Here is a 21,825-nt window from a genome sequence, read left to right as displayed (position 1 = left end):
CGTCTACGATCAGGGCGATGCCGCCGAGATCCTCCGAGTCGTCTACGCGCTCAACCAGATCGCACGCCTCGACTGACGAACCGTCGTCCAGAACCGCTTTCAACGGATCACGGACACGATTCGAGGCGAAATCGGCTCGATCGTGACCCCTGACGGCCACGCCCCCGTCGAATCCAGTACGTATATCCGTCGTCCACTCCGAGACGAACGGTAACCGACGCTCTCCCGTCCAACCGTCCCCGAACCCACCGATGTCCGCCATCCAGACACCCCTCTCGACGATCATCGATCGGCCATCCGGCGATCGAACCGTCACCCCCTCCCACCACAGCCGATGAACCGCCGGACGTTTCTTCGATCGATCGGGCTGGTCGGCGCTGTCGGGACGAGCGGCTGTGCGGCACAGCTCAACCCGGTTGCCGAAACGCCGACGCCGGAGCTCACGCCGACGCCCGAACCGCCAGCAACCCGTGCGGGAACGGCGCTCACCGGGATGTATCCCGGCGGGCCGAACCGCGAGGACGCGATCGCGAACCTCGAACTGTACACGGAGTGGCTCGACCGGCCGCCCGCGGTCGCGGTCGTGTTCGTCGACGGGCTGATCCCCGACGGCGCGAAGCAGGGGTTCGTCGAGGGCCCGCTGACCGACATCTGGAACGCGGGCCACGTTCCGATGATCACGTGGCAGCCGTTCGCACAGGAAAAACAGCAGACGAGCGAGACCGTCGAGCGTGAGATCGCCGCAGGCGAACACGACGACCACCTGTCGTCGTGGGCGACGCTGCTCGATGCGTGGGCCCGGCCGTACGGCGAACGGACACGTGGACGGCGCTTTTACTTCCGACCCGCCCACGAGATGAACGGCGACTGGTTCCCGTGGAGCGCGGTCGAGTCGAGTCGCATCGATTCGACCGTCACCCCTGTCCAGAACGGCTCCCGAACCACGAACGCCACCGGCGGCGAGAACCCCGCAGCCGGAACACCCGAAGAGTACGTCGAGATGTGGCGGCGGCTGTACGACGCGTTCGGGACGACCGATCTCGACGCGACGAACATTCAGTGGGTTTGGGCGGTCAACGCCGACGAGGTCGGCGGGATTCGGATGGAACGGTACTACCCGGGCGACGAGTACACCGACTGGGTCGGCCTCGACGGGTTCAACTTCGGCGGGAGTCAGTCGTATTCGAGCTGGCGTACCCCCCAGGAACTGTTCGATCCGATACTCGGACGGCTGCGCGAACTGACCGACAAGCCGGTGGCGCTGACCGAGTTCGCGTCGAGTTCGTTCACGGGCTCGGAAGGCGACGGCGAGTACCGACCCGCGCGAAAAGCCGACTGGATCGAGGCGGCCTACGAGTACGTCGCCGCGAACGATATCAAGATGACCTGCTGGTTCAACGTCGACAAGGCTGGGGCCGACGAGGCCGACTGGGCGGTGTTCGGCAGCGAACGCGGCACCGAACAGGCGTCGGTCTCGGGCACGGAGTACGCCGCGTACGCCGCCTACAATCGGACTGTTTCCGGCGACGACTTCCTGGGTGCGCTGACCGACTACCCGCCCCTGCTGACCGACGCCGAGTTCGCCGGCGAATTCTGAGCGAAACACCGCTTCGCGTACCTCTCGGTTTCCGTCCTACCGAGAGCTGTCTCTTTGACGAACGTGCCTGATTCTACCACCCTCCGAAATTCAGTCGGCGTCGGTCCGGTCGCACTCGCCGACGATGTGAATCGCGTCCTGCGGCAGCGATAGCCGAACTCGATCGCGGTCGTCGAGGTCCAGCCAGTCGTAGTCCGGCGGCGACAGCGTGACTTGGAGCACGTCGTCTGCGCCTTCCGGCGTGACATCGATGCGGTAGCCGTCGCCCTCGAACACCCGACGCCGTACGTGTCCATCCAGATTGTTCCGCCCTTCGACGGCGAGATCGTCGACCACCGTGACGTACTCGGGACGGATGCAGAACCAGATGTCCACGCCGACCGGGTACTCGTCGTCGGCAACGTCGAACCGATGGTCGGCCCATTCGAGAACGGGATTTCCCTCTTCCTCCGCGACCCGTGCCTGGAACAGGTTGGTGCTGCCGGTGAAGGACGCGACGAACGGCGTCGCGGGCCGGGCGAACACCTCGCTTGGCGTGTCGAGTTGCTGTATCACGCCGTCGTTCACGACGGCGAGTCGGTCGCCGATCGCCGTCGCCTCGTGCTGGTCGTGAGTGACGTACACGACCGGGATCGAAAGCGACGACAGCAGCGGCCGGAGTTCGTCGCGGAGCCGGCGCTTGATCGGGGCGTCGAGATTGGCGAGCGGCTCGTCGAGCAACAGTGCCGAGGGGTCGGCGGCAAGCGAGCGCGCGAGCGCGACCCGCTGGCGCTCGCCCCCCGAAAGCGTCGCTGCCCGCTGATCGAGCACGTCGCCGATCTCGAGTGTGGCGGCGAGTTCGTCGATTTTTCCTGTGGACGCCGCGGCGTACGCGACGTTCTCTCGGGCGGTCATATGCGGGAAGAGCGCCCCGTCCTGAAACACGAGCACCGTCCCGCGATCCTCGGGTGCGCGGTCGGTGAGATCCCTGCCGTTCAACGTGATCGTCCCGGCGTCGGTGTCGGTGACGCCGGCGATCGCCGCAAGCAGCGTCGTTTTCCCACATCCCGACGGCCCGAGCACCGCGAGCACCTCCTCGTCGACCGCGAGATCGATCGGTCCGAGATCGAACGCGCCGTAGGACTTCGTGAGGCCGTCGATAGCGAGCATTTCAGTCCCAGGGGTTCGCCGCGACGGTGTTGAGGATCACGAGCGCCGCGACTGCGATGACGACGAGGATGATTGCAACTGGGTAGGCCCCATCCAGGCCGAGCGAGACGAACGAGACCCAGATCTGGACCGGCATCGTCCGTGGGTAGTACGCCAGCATCATGGTCGCACCGAACTCCCCCATCGCACGCGCGAACGCGAGCGTAACCCCGGCGAGGATGCCCGGCGCGGCGAGCGGCAGCGTCACCCGGCGAGCGGTCGTCCACTGACTCTTCCCGAGCGAGCGCGAGGCGTGTTCGAGGGTTCGATCGACGCTCTCGAAGGCCGCCTTCGCCGTCACCACCACGAACGGCGAGGCGACGAACGTCTGGGCGAGCACCACCCCGGCGAGCGACCGCGTGAGCGGGAATCCGGCGGCGCTCGCGGCCGCGCCGATCGGCGCGTTCGGTCCGAACACGGTCAGCAGGACGATCCCGCTCACCGTCGGTGGGAGCACCAGCGGCAGGATCACGACCGCGAGCACCGCGTTCGTCCACCGCGCCTCGCTCCGGGCGAGCCAGTACGCGAGCGGCAGCCCGAACACCGTCGCGATGACCGCGCTGATCGAGGCCGACAGCAGCGAGGTGGTCGCCGCGTTCACCACCGTCGGATCGCCCATTCGGCCGACGATCTCCCCGATGGGAACCGACAGCAACAGCGACACCAGCGGTGCGAGGTAGTAGAGACAGAGGACACCGCCGAGCACCAGCGCAACGGTGAGCCAATCGACCGTCGGCGTTGCCGTCTCTGATTCTGTAGAGCTCGTCGCCATCTCAGTGCAAGACCGTGATATCCGACACCGCGGAGGACAGTTTCACTGGTGCTGTGCGCTGCCGTGACTGGTTCACCGACTGAGTCGCGCCCGATCGATTGTCGGGTTGGTTCGCGCTCGCGCTGGCTCCGCTCGTCCGACCGACCGCCCTCGTGACGCGCTCGGGGACCGCTCCCTCGAACGTCGGGAACTGTTCGCGCCGGAGGAAGCCGTGTTCGTCGAGATAGCTGCCGGTTGTGTGGGCGTCGAACACCTCTAGGGCAGCGTCGCTCATCCTGCGGATGGTCGACCCGTAGCTGATGGGGCCACCCTGAATCTCCTGTCCGCTCGGGAGGCTGTACGAGACCGTCGAGTACCACTCCTCGTCGTACTGTGGGTTGCTGAGGTCGATCTCGTTGGGGAGGTCGATGTACTCGTACCCGCGTTCGACGGCCATGCTGCGGTAGGCGATCGCGGCGTCGATCGAGCCGGTCTCGAACTGGCTGATCAGCGCGGTCTCGGGATAGAGCTGGTCGTTCTCGAGTATCCTGTCTTTGAGGTTTGACGCGTCGTCGTAGTACCGCGAGGCGAGTTCGAGGGCGAACAGTGTCCGATAGCCCAGTGGGTCCTGTTTCGGGTCGGTACGTCCGAGATCGATCGCTCCCTTTGCCAGCGGCTCGTACCAGCGTTCTCTTCCCGCGTCGGCAAGGCGTTGGCCGCCCTCCGTGTTCGGATTGTACGCGAGCACGACGGCGTTGCTCGTGAACACCGAGTGCCACGACGGGGAAAGCGGCTCGTCGAACAGCGCCACGTCGGCGACGCTCACGATGTCGGGGTCGCGCTTGCCTTCGGCGATCATGCGGGCCACGGTCGTCGAACCGTGCGATTCGATCGTTACTGGGACATCGACTGTGGGTTTGAGACCGTTCGCCAGTGCGTTCTGCAAGCTCCCCGCCGAGAGGATCGCGATCGATGCGGACGTGCCACCACCGCCGCTTTCGCGACCGCTCCCGACACAGCCGGCCACTCCGGTGAACCCCATCGCTCCGACGCTCCCGAGGAACGCTCGCCGCGAACACCTCTGCGAGCGTTGTTCCGACGTGGACACAACTCCGTTATTGCGACCTGGACATAAAGCTCTTGCTCGCGGATCACGAGGGAGGAGTATGGACGCGGGGTTCGAGGCACGGCTGCAGACCGACGGGGCGTCGTTCGAGGCGGCGGATGCGGCACTGCTGCGCGCCGTCGACGAACACCGGTCACTCAACGCGGCTGCCGACGCGCTCGGACGGTCGTTCTCACGCGCTCACAAGCGAATCACGGTCCTCGAAGACGAGTTCGGCGAACTCGTCGAGCGCCAGCGCGGCGGGGTCGGCGGAGGCGGCAGCGAACTCACCGACGCTGCACACGACCTGATCGCACGCTTCGATCGGCTCCAAACGGCGTACACCGGCACTGCGACGGTCGAGGAGACTGTTCTCCGCGGACGGATCGTCGACCGGGACGGCGAGCTGGCGACCGTCGAGACGGCTGCCGGAACGGTGCGCGCGCTGGCTCCCGAGGCTTCCGAACGAGTTCAGGTGACGCTGCGGGCCGACGCCGTCACGCTCCACGCACCGGACGACATTCCAGAAACGGGCGAGATGAGCGCACGCAACCGATTTCGCGGTACTGTGGTCGACCTCGACCACGGTGAGACGATCGTTCGCGTCGGTGTTGATATCGGAGCTAGGGAGTCGCTGGCCGTGCTCGTGACCCACGACGCGCTCGCGGCACTCGACCTCGTGACCGGCGATTCGGTCGTCACGTCGTTCAAGGCGACGGCGACCCGCGCGACGGCCGCCGACTGACCTGCGTGATAGCTGTTCTTCTCAAACCAGACTGAAGCCGCCTCTTTCGACCGTTTTCGCTAGAGTCAACGCATCGGATCGATTGCTGATCCACGAATCGACGACCGAATTACTATCGTGGGATGTGGTTTATTGGAACGTGACCGTCGTGATCTCACAGCTTGATACCGTCCCTGGGATCGATTTCGGTGAGCTGCCCAGTTGTGAACGTGACTTCTCATCGAAGATAGCTCACTATTCCAACGGCAAGAATCCTGCCAGCAAACGTATGGCCGGCACCGAATCGGTTTGGGAGATGTCTATGACTGCGCGATAAGACTTTACCTCGACCCGGAGCCCAGCGGCCTATATGGTGAATCTTTCAAAGCTAACTGCTAGCCACGGTAGCCACTGGCATTTGACGGCGCTATCCATCTCGATCACTGCGTGGGCGGTGATTTCGCTACATCCTCGGATAGAACGATAGAACCACTCAATAAATCCCAAAGCACTATATGGAAAATCCGTCGGGCTGAGCGTTTCCTGGATCGATTGGAGGATGGCCGGACCCGATCGGCCGCGACGCACGAACCCTTTTGTCGGCTTGGACGAATCTCACGATATGACACGGGCGGTTGGGTACGAGCCTCGGAGCGTCAAACAGCTCCTCGCGGAGATGAAAGACATCGCGGAGCTGATGATCGACCTCTCGTACTCCGCCGTCCTGCTGCGGAGCGATGCGGTCGCGGAGGCCGTTCTCGAACTCGAAGCCGAAATGGACGTGCTCCAGCTCCGGACGCGGATGAGCCTGCTGATGGCCGCCCGGAGCACCGACGACGCCGAAGCGCTCGCACCTGTACTCGGGATCGTGGGGGCGGCCGAGAAGATTAGCGACGCGACCGGCGATATCGCGAAAGTCGTCGTTGAGGACATCGGGTTGCCGCCCGCAATGGCTGCCGCGCTCCCCGCGGCGGTCGAGACGCTGGTTCGCGCCCGCGTCGCACCCGACGCGCGCTTTGCCGACGCGACCCTCGGGGAGATCGATCTCGAAAGCGAGACCGGCGTGCGTGCGATCGCGATCCGGCGCGGCGACGAGTGGCTGATGAACCCCGATCGCGAGACGCATCTCCGCCCGGACGACGCCGTGTTCTTTCGTGGGCCCGAGGAAGGGGTCGCGGGCGTCTATCGGAGTACCACCGGCGAGCACTACACGCCGCCCGAGGCCCCCGAGCCCACCATTGCGGACCTCGATCGGGCGATGGATTCGGTGGTACTGATGAAAAACATGAGCGAACTCGGGGTCGATCTCGCCTACGGCGCGGTGCTGTTCGACAGTGAGGATCTCGCGCGCGAGGTAGTGAGTCTGGAGGCCGAGGTCGACCAGCTCCAGTCTCGTTTCGAGGCGTGGACGCTGCAAGCGGCCGCGAAGATCGATGATCCGGTGTCACTTCGTGGACTCGTCCACCTCGCCCGGAGCACCGAGGTCATCTCGGATGCCGCGGTCGAGATCAGCGAGGGCGTGCTCCGAGGACTCGGCTCGCATCCGGTGATCGCGGAGGCCGTCAAGGAATCCGACGAGGTCATCGTCCGACTGACTGTCGCGCCCGACAGCGATCTCGACGGCGCGACGCTCGGCGGTCGGATGGTTCGGACCGAGACCGGCATGGGTGTGATCGCGGTCCGGCGGGCGACCCGTGAGGCCGTCACCGTCGAATCGGTGACCGACGAGTCAGTGACCGAACTGCGGGACGACTGGGTCGTGTCGCCCGGTCCGGACACCGAACTCGCTGCCGGGGACGTGCTGCTCGCGAAGGGGCCGCAGACGGCGGCCGAACGACTCCGGGCGCTCGCCGGCGCGGCACCGTAATCAGTCCCGATCCTCGTTGTCCTCGTCCGGATCGTCCCGATCGTCCGTATCGTGGTCATCGTCGTCCGCATCGTCGTCATCTCCGTCCGGATCACCGACGAACGGAAGCACTGATCGCCAGTCGACGAGGGTGTGAACGAGGCTGCCACTGAGGAGACCGACGGCTACCAGCCCGAACAGTATCGGCTCCGGCATACTTCGTCGTTCGCTCCACGGGCTGAAAAGAAACCGACACATGACGCTTTCGTTGACTATTGTGAGGACGGATCGATGCCGAGTATACGCAGGCGTTGGCCGTATTCGCGTCGTCGTGGTGGTTATCGCTCCCGGGCGAGTCGGTAGGCGGATACTAAGGTCAGCGCCACCGTCACGAGTGCCGCGCTGCCGAACGCGAGCGTCACGGCGAGAACGGCAAAGAGGAGAGGTGACCCGCGCGTGTCGGCCGCTGGCCCCGCGAGTTCGAGTACCCGATAGGCGTAGGCGAGGACCGCGACCGCGACGCCGGCCGCGACCCCGATCTTCGCGTTGCGCGGGACCGACAGTGCCGCGGCGAACTCCGCGCTGGGTGGGCGCTCCGGAGCGTCGTTCGACACGCACTCACTACGACTCGCGACCCCAAATTCCCGTTGATTCGACACGGATATCGAACGCCTCAAGAACGTTCGGCGGTCGTCATCGAACGATGACGAGCCTCGGAACCGCGAACGCGGCTCCCGGTGAGATCGACACCGGGCGGCTGTCGGTCGGCGAGACCCGCGACGGGAGCCCGCTGGGACTGCCGGTCTGTGTCGTCAACGGCGCAGCCGAGGGCGATACGCTCTACATTCAGGCCGCGAGCGACGGCGACGAACTCAACGGCGTCGGCGTCGTTCGATCGCTGGTTCCGCAGCTCGATCCCGACGACCTCGCCGGCACAGTTTTGATCGTCGGGATCGTCAACCTCCACGCCTTCCAGGTGGCCGAACACCGCAACCCGATCGACGACACCAAGCTCAATCGGGCCTTTCCGGGCGACGAGCACGGCTCCTCCTCCGAACGCATCGCCGCCGCCGCGTTCGAGGCCGCCACCGGCGCTGACCTCGTGCTCGATCTCCACCAGGGCTCGACGAGTCGGATGATCCACGAGACCAGAGTCCGATGTGGTCCGCGCCACCACCTCCACAGCGAGTGTCTCGAACTCGCCAAAACCTTCGACTGCGGCCACGTCCTCGATCAGAAGGGTCCCGACGGCCAGCTCGCCCGTGCCGCCCCCGACGAAGGTGTCCCGACCATCGATCCCGAGCTCGGCGGTGCGGTCGGACTCGATCCCGAGAGCGTCGCGATCGGCGTCGAGGGGATCTTCAACGTGCTCACGGCGTACGGGTTCCTCGATGGTGATGTCGACCCCGACGACCAGGTCCGTGCGACCGGGTTCGAACAGTACGGTGCGCCCGCCGGTGGCCTCGTCGACTTCGCGCCCGAGCTCGGCGACAGCGTCGAGCAGGGAGACAGACTCTTTCACGTCACCGACGCGTTCGGGACGGTGAAAGCCGAGACCACCGCCGATGCCGACGGCGTGTTCTGGCGAACCCGCCGGCTGCCACAGGTCGCTACCGGCGAGTACGTCTGCTCGGTCGGAACCGACATCGATCACTACTAACCCCTTCCAAAAACCTGGACTAAAAACACCCGCTCACTCGGCCTGCGGCCTCGTTCACGGTGGGATCGCTGGCGCTCTCCGCAACCGCCCACCGCACAGCACCGCCGAAGCCCTCGGCCCGCTCCACGGGCCTCGCCCTTCATCCGCCAGGAGAGCTTGCTCTCCTGAGCCCTGTGGTCGCAGAGCGACCGCAGGACGCCAGGACCGCACCGCCACCGCCCCGCAACCGTCACCTACTGGTTCGCCGCGCCCGCTTTCCCAACCATGTCCGCCGATCTCCGCTGCCCTGCCTGCGGCAACACCTACGCTGACCGCTGGTGCTGCGAGTGCGGCCAGCCGCTCGATTTCGCCACCCAACCGCTGCCGGACGGCCCCGCACCCGCGTTCGCCGATCTCGACACTCGCGACGGACTCTGGGCGTTCGCGGACTTCCTGCCCGTTGAACGAGCGGTGGCTCTCGGTGCGGGTTGGGCCCCGATCGTTGATAGCGAGGGACAACGTCCCTCGGAAAGCCGGCCATCGGCTGGCGATGCGCTCGACTGGGACGCGACGTTCAAACTCGAGTACGTCTCGCCGACGGGTAGTTTCAAGGATCGCGGCGCGGCGACGACGATCGCACGCGCGATCGAGTGTGGGGCCGACCGCGTGATCGAGGACTCCTCGGGCAACGCCGGCACCGCGATCGCGACCTACGCCGCCCGTGCGGGACTCGACGCCACGATCTACGTCCCTGCCGACGCCAAATCGGCGAAACTCCGGGCGATCGAGCGCACGGGGGCCGACGTAGTGCGAATCGAAGGGACGAGGGCGGACGTCACAGCGGCCGCGATCGAGGCCGTCGGGGACGGTGCGGGCTGGTACGCGAGTCACGCCTGGAATCCCGCCTTCTTCGCCGGCACCGCGACGTTCGCGCTCGAACTCGCCGCCCAGTGCGACTGGCAGGTGCCGGAGGCGGTCGTCTGTCCGCTCGGCCACGGCACCCTCTTTCTGGGCGCGTACCGCGGGTTCCGCGCACTCCACACGGCCGGCTGGATCGACGAGATACCCCGACTGCTCGGTGCCCAGGCCGCTGGCTACGCACCGGTCGTCGACAGGCTCGACGGCCGCGCCGAACGCAACGACGCCAACGATTCCGACGACCAGAACGATCTCGCCGACGGCATCCAGATTCGCGACCCCGTCCGAATCAAGGCGATCGTCGACGCGATTCAGACCACCGGCGGCGACGCCATCGCGATCGACACCGAAACCACGCGCGAGGAACACGAGCGACTCGGTCGAGCGGGGTTCGACGTCGAGCCGACGTGTGCGGTCGCACCGGCTGCCCTCCGCAAATACCGCGAGCGCGGGATCGTGGCCGACACCGATCATGTAGTCGTTCCGCTGACGGGGGCGGGATCGAACGCGTAACGCGGCTATCGACCGCCGACCTCAGAGCAGGTCGTCGAGCCGGTCCACGCTGGTCTCGATGTAACCCCAGTCGTCGGTAAACGCTTCGAGCGAGAGCGTGCCGGTCCAGCCGTCGCGCAGCGGCTCGAACAACCGATCGAAATCGATGGTGCCCGCCCCGAACGGCAGGTGTTCGTCCTTCGGCATCCGGGTGTCGTTCAGATGGAGGTGGCCCACCCGATCGCCGTGTTCGTCGAGGAACTCGGCCATCGCCGCCGAATCCATGCCGTTCATTCGTGCGTGGCCGGTGTCGAACGTCATGCTCGCGTCGGTTTCGTCGAACAGTCGTGGGAACGATGCGGCAGGAAAGAAGTCGCCGGCGACGTTCTCGACACAGAGCTCGAAGTCACGATCGCGCCCGAACGCGTCGAGGTCGCGGATCGACGAGAACAGGTTTCCGTGGAGGGAATCGTTCTCCCACGCCGGCGGCCACGCGTCGGTGCTCGCGTGAACCACACCTTTCTCCGCCCCGCATTCGATGGCGGTCTCGATCGCCGCGAGGAGTTCGCGGAGCGCGCCCTCGCGGACGTGCTCGAACGGCGAGGCGATGTCGAGTCGGAAGGGGAGATGCACCGCGAGATCGAGACCACGCTCGTCCGCGAGCGCGAGCACCCGATCGGTTTCGTCGGCGAGCGCGGTGCGCTCGTGTGTCCCGTCCATCATTACTTCGACGTAGTCGAGCCCGAACGCCTCGGCGTGCTCGAACGCTTCCTCGTACCCCATCCCGACCTGGGTGACGAAGCCCCGACGGATCGCGTTCATACCGTGTCTACGTGACGCTCCTTCTTAACCGCTCTCGGGGTGTGATAAGAGAGCCTTTCCGTCACCGCTCGGGGTGAGTCGGCGCGTCGAACCCGCCCCGGACCAGCGGTTTCGCGATGTGGCGGCGTGCGCACGGCGGTACCTCGTACCAACCGAGTTCGAGGTCGCGCTCGATCGTGCGCTCGACCTTTCCCGGCTCGCCCGTTCCGCAGTCCCGACACCGATATCCCTGGTCGCGACCCGCACTCTCCATCGACCGTCCGCAGTCCGGACACAACGGTACCGTAAGTTCGGTTTCCACGAGGTCGCGGACGGCGAACTTCTCGAGTTTGAGGGTGCTATCCGAAACCTCACCGCAGACGGTGAGTCGATCCCCGACACGGAGCGCGCGAACGCGCTCGCGGAACCGCTTCGTCGGCTCGAACGCGGCACACGCGAGCGCCGCGTCGCCGTTTTCGAGGTCGAAGAAGACGTGTCCGCCCCGCTTGGTCTCAGGCTGCGTCGAAACCGTTCCCGAAACCCGGTAGGACCGCCCGTCGCGGAGTTCGCCCATGCTTCCCTCGCGGAGATGGGCATCGGTGCCCTGATTCGTGACGAAGATCCCTGTGCGCTCGACCGGTTCGCTCTCGATCCGGTCGGCGACGGCACGGACGACGTCGGGATCGTCGCCCCGGATACCGTAGAGGATCGGTCCTGGTGCGTGGGGAACGCATACTGAACTGTCCTCGCCGTGATCGACGGTGTCCCACGCCGCCGGATACCCCCGGTCGGCGGCCGCGAACACCGATTCGTGATCGACCTCGCGCGGCGTCCCTCTCCTGTGAGCCTCGCGATAGGCGATATACTCGTAGGTCCACTCGTCGAACGCCGCCCACGACCCAACTGCGGCGAGTGCGCCGATCAGTCCTCTCGATTCCTTCCAGCCGGCGTGGCGATACTCCCTGGTCTCGATCAGTTGGCGTGCCTCGTCGAGCGTGAGGCGCTCGCGGACGGCTCGACGGGAGAACCCCATCACCGACTCCGGCACCGCTTCGTCGGGCGCGACCACGACTCCCGGGTTCGTCCGTGGATCGTCGGTCGCCGCCAGCGCTTCGACCGCCTCGCGGGCAATGGCGAGCGCCCGGTCGGGCGAGAGGTCTGTATGGACCGCAAGTGCCGCGTTCCCTCGCGTCTTGTGCTCGATCGCGGGGTTCAGTCTGACCAGCATCTGGCGATCGACGGCACCACCCTCCTCACGAATACGTGCTGCCACTCGCGCGGCGAGATACGTCGTACACATCCCCCGCTCGCGCGAGTCGGTGTCGTCGATACCGATGACCGTCACATCCGTCCCACGCGTTCGCCGGACAACCACGTTCCGGCTCGAATCTCATATATAAATCTACCGACGAGCGTGGCAGTAATCGCCGGAAGAGAGGGATATAGCGACGGCACAACCACTATATACGTGGCGCTACTTACGTACACCCATGTCACGGTCCGCACTGGTCGGCAACGTGACCGCGATGCTGGAGGACGCGGGGTTCCTCGTCAGCGACCGGTGTGCGGTCCGCCCGAAGAGCTTCGATGTCGCCGCGCGTCGCGGTGACGAGCTCCTCCTCGTGAAGATCCTCGGCAACATCGACGCGTTCGACGGCACCACCGGGATCGAGATGCGCCGACTCGGCAGCTTCCTCAATGCGACGCCACTGGTCATCGGACTCCGGACGCGGGACGAGGAACTGAAACCGGGCGTGATGTATCTCCGCCACGGCGTGCCCGTGCTCAGTCCCGACACCGCCCTCGATCTGTTCGTCGAGCAGGTCCCGCCGATGATCTACGCTGCACCCGGCGGGCTCTACGTCAACATCGACGGCGAGGTGCTCGCCGACGAGCGCGAGGATCGCGACTGGAGCCTCGGGCGGCTTGCCGACGAACTGGGTGTTTCACGGCGCACGGTCTCGAAGTACGAGGACGGAATGAACGCCTCGGTCGAGGTCGCCGCACGAATGGAAGACCTCCTCGACGCGCCGCTCGCGAACCCGGTCGACGTGCTCGACGGCGCGGACGAGATCACAGAGGAGGATTCGACCGATGCGACCGACGCCCCCGAAACCGACGACGAGGGCCTCGTCGCGGTGCTGACGCGGGTCGGCTTCGACGTCCATCCGACGACCCGTGCGCCATTTAAAGCCGTCAGCGAGGACGACGGTGGAGCCGAGAACGTGCTGACTGGTCACTCCGCCTTCACGCGAACCGCGGAGAAACGCGCCCGGATCATGAGTTCGCTCGGCACGGTGACCCGCACCCGCTCGGTGTACGTCGTCGACGACGCCTCGCGTGACGCCGTCGACGACACCGCGCTGATCGAACACGAGGAGATCGCGGCGATCGACGATCCCGACGCCCTCCGTGATCTGATCCGCGAACGCGCGAAATCCTCCGCCTAAACACCCACCTTTTTTCACCGAGGCCTCGCGCTCGCTCCGCTCGCGCTCAACCCCGGCCAAAAATCCGGACCAAAAACGGCCGCTCGTGCCTTCGGCACTCGCGGTGAACCGTGCTCACTGCGTTCGCGCAGACGCTGCCGTTCTCCACGACTATCTCCCAACAGCACCGCCGAAGCCCTCGACCCGCGAAGCGGGTTTCGCCCTTCATCCGCCAGGAACCGCCCCGCGACCGCTGCCGCTCCGCGGCCGCCGGCCGCACCGCCACCGTCGCTCAGTAACGTCTTTCAGCCCGACACCCCAATCCGGCGCATGAACCGCTCGACCTCGCGCGATCTCTACGACCGCGCGCTCGACGTGCTCCCTGGCGGCGTGAATTCTTCAGTGCGGGCGACCCGCCCCTACCCGGCGTTCATCGAGCGCGGCGACGGTGCCCACGTCATCGACGCCGACGGCAACCGCTATATCGACTACGTGATGGGCTACGGGCCGCTGCTGCTCGGCCACGATCTGCCCGAGTCGGTCCGGGCGGCGGTCCAGTCGACGCTGAGCGAGGGACCGATGTACGGCGCACCCACCGAGATCGAGGTCGAACTCGCGGAGTTCGTCGCCCGCCACGTGCCAAGCGTCGAGATGTGCCGGTTCGTCAACAGCGGGACCGAAGCCACCGTCTCCGCCGTTCGACTCGCCCGCGGGTACACCGGCCGCGAGAAGATCGTCGTGATGCAGGGCGGGTATCACGGCGCGCAGGAGTCCACGCTGGTCGAGGGATCGCCAGACGATCCGCGTCCGTCCTCACCTGGTGTTCCGCAGTCGTTCGCCGAACACACTATTCCTGTTCCGTTCAACGACACGGAGGCCATCGAGGCGATTTTCGAGGCCCATGGCGACGAGATCGCGGGTGTGCTGACCGAACCCCTCCTCGGGAACACCGCGGGCGTGCTCCCGGTCGAGGGCTATCACGAGCGCCTGCGCGAGCTGTGCGACGAGTCCGGCGCGCTCCTGATCTTCGACGAGGTGATGACGGGCTTTCGAGTCGGTGGACTCCAGTGCGCCCAGGGAAAGCTCGGCGTGACGCCCGACCTCACCACCTTTGCGAAGATCGTCGGCGGTGGGTTCCCGGCGGGCGCGATCGGTGGCCCCGCCGAGATCGTCGAGTCGTTCACGCCCGCTGGCGACGTGTTCCAGTCGGGCACGTTCTCGGGCCACCCGGTCGCGATGGCCGCCGGACTCGAAACCCTGCGCTACGCTGCCGAAAACGACGTCTACGATCACGTGAACCGGCTCGGTGAGAAACTTCGGCAAGGATTGACCGAGATCACCGAAGATCGCGCGCCTGGCTACACCGTTCTCGGCACCGACAGCATGTTCAAACTCGTGTTCACCCGCGGCGACGCCGCCGCCCCTGGTCCGGAGTGCGGGGCCGGCTGTCGTCAGGACCCTGACTGTGACCGATTCGACCGCTGTCCCAAAACTGGCGCGGATGTCGAGCAAAGCGAGACCGAGCGCTGGGAGCGGCTGTTCCGGCCCGCGATGCTCGACGACGGGATCTTCCTGACCGCGAACCAGCTGGAATCCCAGTTCGTTAGCCACGCTCATACTGACGAGGACGTCGAGGAAACCCTCGAAGCGTACAAAGCTTACTTCGAGTGAGTGATACGCTCTGGTGGTTGGAGTGAGCGCCGGGGGTAGTGGAGCGGGCCTGGCGGATGAAGGGCGAGGCCACGAGCGTAGCGAGTGGCCGAGGGCTTCGGCGGTGCGGCTGCGGTTGCGGAACGTGCCAGCGATCCCACCGCGAGCGAACGAAGTGAGCGAGCGGGTGTTTTTAGTCCAGGTTTTTGGAGGGGGTTCGACTGAGCGCGAGCGCAGCGAGCGCGAGGGAGGACTCTCTGTAAAAAAGTGGGCGTTAGACAGCCTCCCGTCCCCGAGTCCCAGTCCGGATCTGGGCGGCGTCCTCGATCGGCGTGACGAACACCTTGCCGTCGCCCGGCTGGCCGGTCGCGGCGCGCTCGACGATCGCTTCGACCACGTCGTCGGCGGCGATATCGGCTACCACGCACTCGACTTTGACCTTCTGATGGAGGTCGACGGTGTACTCCTCGCCGCGCCACTGGCCCTTCTTCACGGGCTGGCTGCCCCGCCCGGAGACGTTCGTCACCGTGAGCGAGGGCGCGCCGACCTCCGCGAGCGCGCTTTTCACCGCACCGAGTTTGTCCGGCCGGACGACGGCCGTGACCATCTTGATGCCGCCGTCGTTCGGAAGCCCTCCATCGGTCCGGACCTCCTCGTCGGCGGCCGCGTAGACTGCGCCACCGTCGGCGACCGGCCCACCCGAATCGCCGAGGCCGAACTCGGGGTAGGTATCGACGCCGTGTTCCGCGCTGTCGAGCCCGTCGCGTTCGTGTTCGGGCGTGACGCGCGCCTGGCCGACCGCCTTCAGCGCGCCGAACACCGCAGCGGTCGCGACGATCGTCCAGCCCGCGATCACGGCGACGCCGATGACCTGGGCAGCGAGCACGTCGACCGCGAACCCGTCGACCGCGACGAACGGGAAGGCGAGCGCGCCGAGTATGCCCGCCGAGCCGTGGACCGGGAACACCGCACAGACGTCGTCGATCCGGAGGCGCTTCTCGACGAACTCGAAGACCAGCGGGAGCTGGATGCCCGCGAGCAGGCCGACGACCAGTGCACCAGGCCAGACGATCGCGTCGGTGATCGAAGTGATCGAGACCAGTCCGGCGAGCATCCCGTTGGCGACGTACAGCGTGTCGACCTTCCGGTTCTTCGCGAACGAGGCTCCGGCGGCCCCGATCGCGCCCGCGGCCATGCCGAGCGTGGTCGTGAGCGCGACCCGACCAACGTAGCTGAACGAGCCGAGTTCGGCCGCACCATCGGTCATCGCGAGCGGCGCGGCCGCGGTGCCGACGTTGAACCCGTACCACCCGAAGCAGAGGATCAGCGTGCCGAGCACCGCGAACGACATCGAGTGGCCGGGGATCACGTTCACCGAGCCGTCCGTCCCGTAGCGACCGATTCGCGGGCCGAGCACCCACGCCGCCGTCAGGCCCGCGATCCCGCCCATCCCGTGGACGATCATCCCGCCGGCGAAGTCGTGAAAGCCCACGCCGAGAACGTCGGCGAGAAAGCCACCGGCCCACGTGAAGCCCGTGACCACCGGGTAGATGATCGCCGCGAGCAGGATCGTGTAGCCGACGTACGCCCGGAGCTTGCACCGCCCCGCGACCGCGCCGCTCACGATGGTGGCGGCGGTCATCGCAAAGACCGCGCCGAACAGCCAGCTCACCCACGCGGCCGAGTCGCCGCTCCAGACCGCGGTCAGGTCGGCGAGCGCGGCCCCGCTGCCGCTCGTGAGCCCGCCGACGACCGACGAGACGCCCGCGCCCACGAGGAAGAACGCTACGACGCCGATCGACCACGTCAGCATGTTCTTCGTGAGCTGGTTGGCGACGTTCTTCGCGCGGACCTGGCCCGCCTCCAACATGGCGAACCCCGCGTGCATGAAGAAGATCAGGAACGTGACCGTGAGCACCCACACGAGGTTGACGCTCTCGACGACCGCTTCCATCCCGCCCGCCTGGAGCGGAATCATCGCACCCCCAATCATTCTCCCACCTCGAAGATTCCTTCCGCTATTTCTACGTAACTGTCGATGTTTTCGTATTTTTCGACCGTATTCGTCATCCGTTTCACGCTGGGGACGCAGGAAGTGCGATCATATAACTGTTGGGTTGACATTTGTATATTTTCGACGGCATTGGCATGGATATGTCCGATTTGCGGTACAGTATTATCTGTATAAGGCTGTATTCCGTCCGAAAGCGGCGTAGTTTCGGATAAAAATCGAACGTTCGTCGATTTTGGTTCCGGCAGGTATTGCGCGAGGACGGCGTTCGCGCCCGAGTTCGACGACGATCAGTCGTCGGCCGACGCGGGTTCGGCGAGTGTCGCCGGCTCGACAGGGGCGTATCGCACGACCGCGTCGAACTGTTCGATCGAGAATCGGTCGTCATCGGTGATGCCACGTGTATCGGACTCGCGAAGGCGGGTATCGACGAACCGCTTTGCAATCAGGGCCTTCCGGGCGTCGTCCGCGCTGTCGATCCGGTCTTGGGCCTCCCTGACGAGGAGCGCGGCGGTGTAGACGTCGAAGACGTAGTTCGCGAGCTCCTTCGCCTGCAGCTGGGCGTACTCCCCGTCAGCCTCGGCGAGGTGGACCAGCGCCTTCTGGAGGCCGGCGAACGCGTCCTTGATCGCCGCGGTCGGCTCGTCGAGGCAGGGATGTTCGGCCGCGTCGAGGTTGGCGCGGATCGCGGGCAGGAGCGCCTCGTGGGCGTCCTCGCGGTCGAGCGCCCGGAGCAGATCGAGCGAGAGCACGTTCGATGTGCCCTCCCAGATCGGGAGAACCTGGGCGTCTCGGAGCAGGCGCGGCGTGACGAACGACCGGACGTAGCCGTTGCCGCCGAGCACCTCGCCGGCGTACGAGGCGGTCTCGACCGCCATCCGAGCGGTGACGTGCTTCGCCACCGGCACGAGCGCGCGCACGAGTTTGAACGCCCGCTCGCCGGCCTCGGTCTCCCGTCCCTCGCGCCGGTAGCGGTCGAGCATGCGTGCGCCGTCGAAAGTGAACGCGGCGGCGGCCTCGTAGTCGACGGTCATGTCGACGAGGTCGCGGCGCATCAGCGGATACTCCTGAATGACCTCCCCGAACGCCTCGCGGTTCGCGGCCTGAACCTTCGATTCGAGCAGCGCGCGGCCCATGATCCCGACCGCGGCGCTGGCGTTCGAGAGGCGTTCGAAGTTGAGCATCTCGGTCATCTGTCGGAACCCGTTCTCGGGCTCGCCGACCAGATACGCCTCCGCGCCCCGGAACTCGATCTCCCCGGTGGGGACCGAGATCGTCCCGAGCTTGTCCTTCAGCCGGCGAAACAGGGCGTCGTTGACCGTTCCATCGGATTTGGTGTGCGGGACCAAAAACAGCGAGAGCCCCGCGGTCCCGTCGGGCGCGTCGGGCCGGCGGGCCAGCGCGAGCGCGCCCTCGGCGTCGATGTTCGAGCAGAACCACTTCTCGCCGGTGAGGCGGTAGCTGCCATCAGGGGCCTCCTCGGCAATCGTCTCGTTCGCGCCGACATCGCTGCCGCCCTGTTTCTCGGTGAGGAACATCGCGCCCTCGATGTGCTCGTCGGCGTCGCGGCTGGTGAGGCGCTCGAAGTAGCCGTCGAGACTCCCGTCGTCGAACGCGTCGAGCACGAGCGCGACGCCGGTTGTCATCGACACCGGACAGACGAACCCCGGGTCGGCGTACGAGAGCAGCGCCTGCTGGGTCAGGGTGTGCGTGAGTCCGAGGGGAGCGTCGCGGCCTGGTGGCGCATGGAAGGCGTCGTGGGTCAGCCCAAATTCCCCATAGGCGATCCGCTCGTTCTCGTGCTGTTTGGGATGGTACTCGACTTCGTTGCGGATCTCGCCGTGCTCGTCGTAGGTGTGGAGTTCCGGGCCGTGGCGGTCGATCCGGTCGGCGTTGTCGGCGACGGTAGAGCCGACGACATCGCCGAACGCTTCCAGCCGGGGTTCGGCCCACGCGAACTCCTCGTCCGGGTACGTCCGTCGCGCCTCGTACTGGAGCGTGCGATCGAGTTCCCAGTAGTTCACGTCGCGGCCAGCCTCCCATTGCCCGTAGTCGATGGCCTCGCGTGTCATACCGTCCCAATCGTCGCTCGCGGCATAACTGCTCGGTCCGCCGCGGTCGGCCCGCACTGGGTTCAGAGCTGCTTGGCGACGTCCTCGGCGAAGTACGTCAGAATTAGATCCGCGCCGGCGCGCTTGATCGAGAGCAGCGACTCGTGAGCCACAGCGTCGAGATCGAGCCAGCCCTTCTCGGCGGCGGCGTGGAGCATCGCGTACTCCCCAGAGACGTTGTACGCCGCCACGGGGTGGTCGGTCCGATCGTCGACCGCGCTGACGACGTCGAGGTAGGGTAGCGCGGGCTTGACCATCAGCACGTCAGCCCCCTGATCGACGTCGAGATCCACTTCTCGAAGGGCTTCGTCGGCGTTCGCGGGGTCCATCTGGTAGTGGCGGCGATCACCGAAGGCGGGCGCGCCGTCGGCCGCGTCGCGGAACGGCCCGTAGAAGGCGCTCTCGTACTTCGCGGCGTAGCTCATGATTGGTACGTCCGTGTGCTCCACGTCGTCGAGCGCTGCCCGGATCGCGCCCACCATCCCGTCGGTCGCGCTGCTCGGCGCGACCATATCTGCGCCCGCGGCGGCGTGGCTCGTCGCGGTCTTCCCGAGGAGGTCGAGCGTCGCGTCGTTGTCGACCGTCAGCCCCGTTTCGCGATGTGCGTGCAGCCCCGCCGCACCGCCGTCGGCCTCCGCACGGCCGTCCTCCCACCGATCTCGTGCCTCATCCGCGAGTACTCCGCAGTGGCCGTGATCGGTGTACTCGCAGAGGCAGACGTCGGTGATGCAGAAGACATCGGTTTCGTCGGTGATCCGTCGGAGCGCGCGCTGGACCACGCCGTCGTCGGCCCACGCGCGCGTGCCGCGGGCGTCCTTCGACTCGGGGATGCCGAAGACGATGACGCTCTCGACGCCCGTTGCGGCGATCTCCTCGACGCGCGTAGCCGCCTCGTTTACGGGAACGCGCTCGTGGCCCGGCATCGACTCGATCGGAATGCGCTCCTCCGTGGTGGCGTCGACGAACACCGGCGCGATCAGGTCGCTCGCCGCCAGGGTGGTCTCGCTGACGAGATCGCGGAGCCCGTCGCGGCGGAGCCGTCGCGGGCGGCGGGTGAGATCCATACCCCGACTGGGGTCGCGAGCGTCAAAACCTCTTCTCGTGAGCGACGCGTGACGCAAACGATTTAGGAGCTACCGGCAAACTCCCTGCCGATGTCCGCTCCGGTCCTCCAGATCGCGGAGATGCCCGCTACCCTCCGGGACCTGCTCGACTCGGAGTACGCGCTACTCGCCCTCCTCTGTGTGTTCGTGCTCGAAGGAGCCATGCTGATGTACTTCATGCCGAGCGAGGCGATCGTCCCGGTCTCGATCGGCCTCATGGGGAGCACAGTGACGGACGTCGCCGCCATCATCGGTGTCGCGGTGATCGGCGCGACGATCGGCCAGGTCGCGCTGTTCGTGCTCGCGAAGCGCGGCGGCCGGGAGTGGCTCCTCGAAAAGCGGTGGTTCCGGGTGAGCGACGAGCGCCTCGCCACCTTCGACGGCTGGTTCGACCGCTGGGGCCCGATCGTCGTTCCGGTGAGCAACGCCCTTCTCTTTACCCGGGGGATGCTCACCGTCCCCGCTGGGTTCGCCGAGATGCGGACCCGGACGTTCGTCGTCCTCTCGGCTGCCGGTACGGTGGTGTTCGAGACGGCGCTCGCGGCGATCGCGCTCGGCGTGATCGAAATCGCGTTCTGAGGCAGTTCGGGCGCAGATCGTTTCAGAGCCCGGAAACCTCGCGATGATCCAGTCGATCGAAACGATTCACGGCGGTGACAACGACCTCGCCGAACGCGATCAGTTACCGCCAGTGCCGGCGATCCCGCCGACGCCGCCGCTGCCGGAGCCACTTCCCCCTTGGTTGCCGAACTTCACCTGTCTATTGGTGACGTTGATGCTGAACGGGGCTTCCTTGGTGTCCGTGTGGGTGGTTCCGTCGTTCGTGGCGAGCTCGGCTTTCACTTGGACCGTCAGATCGACCACCTTGCTCTCACCGTCTCCATCGGCACTGAAGGCGGATTTGTACCACGACGTGTTCTCGATCAGGCTGAGTTCGTTCTGGAAATCATAGCTACCCGATGCCGATTTCCCGTCCTCCAGCGCCTCGTTGTACTTGGACTCGCTGCCGACCTTCTCGAAGTACCCGCCATCGGGGCCCTCCGTCGAGAGGGTAAACTTCAGCGTGTGTGGCGACGAGTCGAGGTCGCCCCACGAGTAGGTGAGTTCGGGCTGGAACCAGATGTCGTCGATCGTCCCGTCCGCCGAGTCGATGCTCACGTCGGCTGCCGTGAACGTCTCCTTTTCGAGCGCAAAGACCGGCTCCGTTGCGAAGAACTGGAACCCACCGACCCCGACCACACCGGTGACGCCGAGCGCCCCGATCCGTCGGAGCAGTCCACGCCGATCGATTCGATTGCCGCTATCGTCGCTTTCCGTCATACATCTCAACAACTCTTCTGAGGTTGTATCTCTCAGGGCTAGTCATCTAGATTCTTGTTGAAAGAACGCCCTTTGCAAGATATGTCGGGCGTTATCATATGACTTACTCTCGACGTGCTGTTCGCTCTCCGTCTGTCGTG

General features: G+C 66.1%; 20 protein-coding genes. 8 read left to right on the top strand and 12 right to left on the bottom strand.

Going from position 1 to position 21,825, the window contains the following annotated elements; translation table 11 throughout:
- Positions 1-286, bottom strand: a 286-nt coding sequence (locus C449_RS18530) for a hypothetical protein (RefSeq protein WP_006078403.1), incomplete at its 3' end; no start/stop codon positions are given.
- 48 nt (positions 287-334) lie between these two features.
- Between C449_RS18530 and C449_RS12580 the strand changes: the two genes are divergently transcribed.
- Positions 335-1,597 carry a glycoside hydrolase family 26 protein gene (locus C449_RS12580; RefSeq protein WP_006078402.1) on the top strand — a complete coding sequence of 421 codons (1,263 nt, stop codon included), beginning with the start codon at positions 335-337 and terminating at the stop codon, positions 1,595-1,597.
- Positions 1,598-1,687: 90 nt separating this feature from the next.
- Here C449_RS12580 and C449_RS12575 read toward each other — a convergent pair whose 3' ends face one another.
- The 3 genes from C449_RS12575 to C449_RS12565 are packed head-to-tail and all read right to left on the bottom strand — an operon-like array spanning position 1,688 to position 4,578.
- A complete protein-coding gene (locus C449_RS12575; RefSeq protein WP_006078401.1) occupies positions 1,688-2,746 on the bottom strand; it encodes an ABC transporter ATP-binding protein in 1,059 nt (352 codons plus the stop codon).
- Position 2,747: 1 nt separating this feature from the next.
- Positions 2,748-3,557 carry a molybdate ABC transporter permease subunit gene (locus C449_RS12570; RefSeq protein ID WP_006078400.1) on the bottom strand — a complete coding sequence of 270 codons (810 nt, stop codon included), beginning with the start codon at positions 3,555-3,557 and terminating at the stop codon, positions 2,748-2,750.
- Position 3,558: 1 nt separating this feature from the next.
- Positions 3,559-4,578, bottom strand: a complete 1,020-nt coding sequence (locus C449_RS12565; RefSeq protein WP_006078399.1) for an extracellular solute-binding protein — start codon at positions 4,576-4,578, stop codon at positions 3,559-3,561.
- A 124-nt stretch (positions 4,579-4,702) separates the two neighbouring features.
- Between C449_RS12565 and C449_RS12560 the strand changes: the two genes are divergently transcribed.
- Both C449_RS12560 and C449_RS12555 read left to right on the top strand, forming a co-directional pair.
- Complete coding sequence (locus C449_RS12560) at positions 4,703-5,386, top strand: TOBE domain-containing protein (RefSeq protein WP_006078398.1); 684 nt, start codon at positions 4,703-4,705, stop codon at positions 5,384-5,386.
- A gap of 601 nt (positions 5,387-5,987) precedes the next feature.
- On the top strand, positions 5,988-7,232 hold the full coding sequence (locus tag C449_RS12555; protein WP_006078397.1) for a potassium channel family protein: 1,245 nt from the start codon (positions 5,988-5,990) through the stop codon (positions 7,230-7,232).
- On the opposite strand, the gene C449_RS12550 is transcribed toward C449_RS12555, so the two are convergent.
- Both C449_RS12550 and C449_RS12545 read right to left on the bottom strand, forming a co-directional pair.
- The gene (locus C449_RS12550; protein WP_241430115.1) at positions 7,233-7,427 is read right to left on the bottom strand and encodes a hypothetical protein; all 195 of its coding nucleotides are present in this window, start codon (positions 7,425-7,427) and stop codon (positions 7,233-7,235) included.
- Positions 7,428-7,549: 122 nt separating this feature from the next.
- Positions 7,550-7,825, bottom strand: a complete 276-nt coding sequence (locus tag C449_RS12545; RefSeq protein WP_049914161.1) for a DUF7536 family protein — start codon at positions 7,823-7,825, stop codon at positions 7,550-7,552.
- A gap of 89 nt (positions 7,826-7,914) precedes the next feature.
- Here C449_RS12545 and C449_RS12540 point away from each other — a divergent pair, with 89 nt between their 5' ends.
- Together C449_RS12540 and C449_RS12535 are read left to right on the top strand one after the other, a co-directional pair.
- The gene (locus tag C449_RS12540) at positions 7,915-8,871 is read left to right on the top strand and encodes a succinylglutamate desuccinylase/aspartoacylase family protein (protein WP_006078394.1); all 957 of its coding nucleotides are present in this window, start codon (positions 7,915-7,917) and stop codon (positions 8,869-8,871) included.
- Positions 8,872-9,135: 264 nt separating this feature from the next.
- The gene (locus C449_RS12535) at positions 9,136-10,281 is read left to right on the top strand and encodes a threonine synthase (protein WP_006078393.1); all 1,146 of its coding nucleotides are present in this window, start codon (positions 9,136-9,138) and stop codon (positions 10,279-10,281) included.
- Positions 10,282-10,302: 21 nt separating this feature from the next.
- Here the strand turns inward: C449_RS12535 and C449_RS12530 are convergent, their stop codons facing one another.
- Both C449_RS12530 and C449_RS12525 read right to left on the bottom strand, forming a co-directional pair.
- On the bottom strand, positions 10,303-11,082 hold the full coding sequence (locus C449_RS12530) for a sugar phosphate isomerase/epimerase family protein (RefSeq protein WP_006078392.1): 780 nt from the start codon (positions 11,080-11,082) through the stop codon (positions 10,303-10,305).
- Between the two features lie 61 nt (positions 11,083-11,143).
- Positions 11,144-12,406 (bottom strand): tRNA(Ile)(2)-agmatinylcytidine synthase, encoded by a 1,263-nt coding sequence (locus C449_RS12525; protein ID WP_006078391.1) that lies wholly within the window; start codon positions 12,404-12,406, stop codon positions 11,144-11,146.
- A 145-nt stretch (positions 12,407-12,551) separates the two neighbouring features.
- On the opposite strand from C449_RS12525, the gene C449_RS12520 reads away from it, so the two are divergent.
- Both C449_RS12520 and hemL read left to right on the top strand, forming a co-directional pair.
- Complete coding sequence (locus C449_RS12520; protein ID WP_006078390.1) at positions 12,552-13,511, top strand: transcriptional regulator; 960 nt, start codon at positions 12,552-12,554, stop codon at positions 13,509-13,511.
- A gap of 309 nt (positions 13,512-13,820) precedes the next feature.
- On the top strand, positions 13,821-15,161 hold the full coding sequence (gene hemL, locus C449_RS12515; RefSeq protein WP_006078389.1) for a glutamate-1-semialdehyde 2,1-aminomutase: 1,341 nt from the start codon (positions 13,821-13,823) through the stop codon (positions 15,159-15,161).
- Between the two features lie 253 nt (positions 15,162-15,414).
- Here the strand turns inward: hemL and C449_RS12510 are convergent, their stop codons facing one another.
- The 3 genes from C449_RS12510 to hemB all read right to left on the bottom strand — a co-directional run bounded on the left by C449_RS12510 (position 15,415) and on the right by hemB (position 20,326).
- Positions 15,415-17,133, bottom strand: a complete 1,719-nt coding sequence (locus C449_RS12510; RefSeq protein ID WP_006078388.1) for an ammonium transporter — start codon at positions 17,131-17,133, stop codon at positions 15,415-15,417.
- A 308-nt stretch (positions 17,134-17,441) separates the two neighbouring features.
- Positions 17,442-19,223 carry an acyl-CoA dehydrogenase family protein gene (locus tag C449_RS12505; RefSeq protein ID WP_006078387.1) on the bottom strand — a complete coding sequence of 594 codons (1,782 nt, stop codon included), beginning with the start codon at positions 19,221-19,223 and terminating at the stop codon, positions 17,442-17,444.
- A 62-nt stretch (positions 19,224-19,285) separates the two neighbouring features.
- Positions 19,286-20,326, bottom strand: a complete 1,041-nt coding sequence (hemB, locus tag C449_RS12500) for a porphobilinogen synthase (protein WP_006078386.1) — start codon at positions 20,324-20,326, stop codon at positions 19,286-19,288.
- 90 nt (positions 20,327-20,416) lie between these two features.
- On the opposite strand from hemB, the gene C449_RS12495 reads away from it, so the two are divergent.
- Positions 20,417-20,944, top strand: coding sequence for a DedA family protein (locus tag C449_RS12495; RefSeq protein WP_006078385.1), 528 nt, complete (start codon positions 20,417-20,419; stop codon positions 20,942-20,944).
- Positions 20,945-21,043: 99 nt separating this feature from the next.
- Here the strand turns inward: C449_RS12495 and C449_RS12490 are convergent, their stop codons facing one another.
- Positions 21,044-21,685 carry a hypothetical protein gene (locus C449_RS12490; protein WP_006078384.1) on the bottom strand — a complete coding sequence of 214 codons (642 nt, stop codon included), beginning with the start codon at positions 21,683-21,685 and terminating at the stop codon, positions 21,044-21,046.
- Positions 21,686-21,825 lie beyond the last annotated feature (140 nt).

This window comes from Halococcus saccharolyticus DSM 5350 (assembly GCF_000336915.1).
In the GTDB taxonomy this organism is placed as follows: domain Archaea; phylum Halobacteriota; class Halobacteria; order Halobacteriales; family Halococcaceae; genus Halococcus; species Halococcus saccharolyticus.
This window is presented reverse-complemented; position numbering and strand designations above follow the sequence as displayed.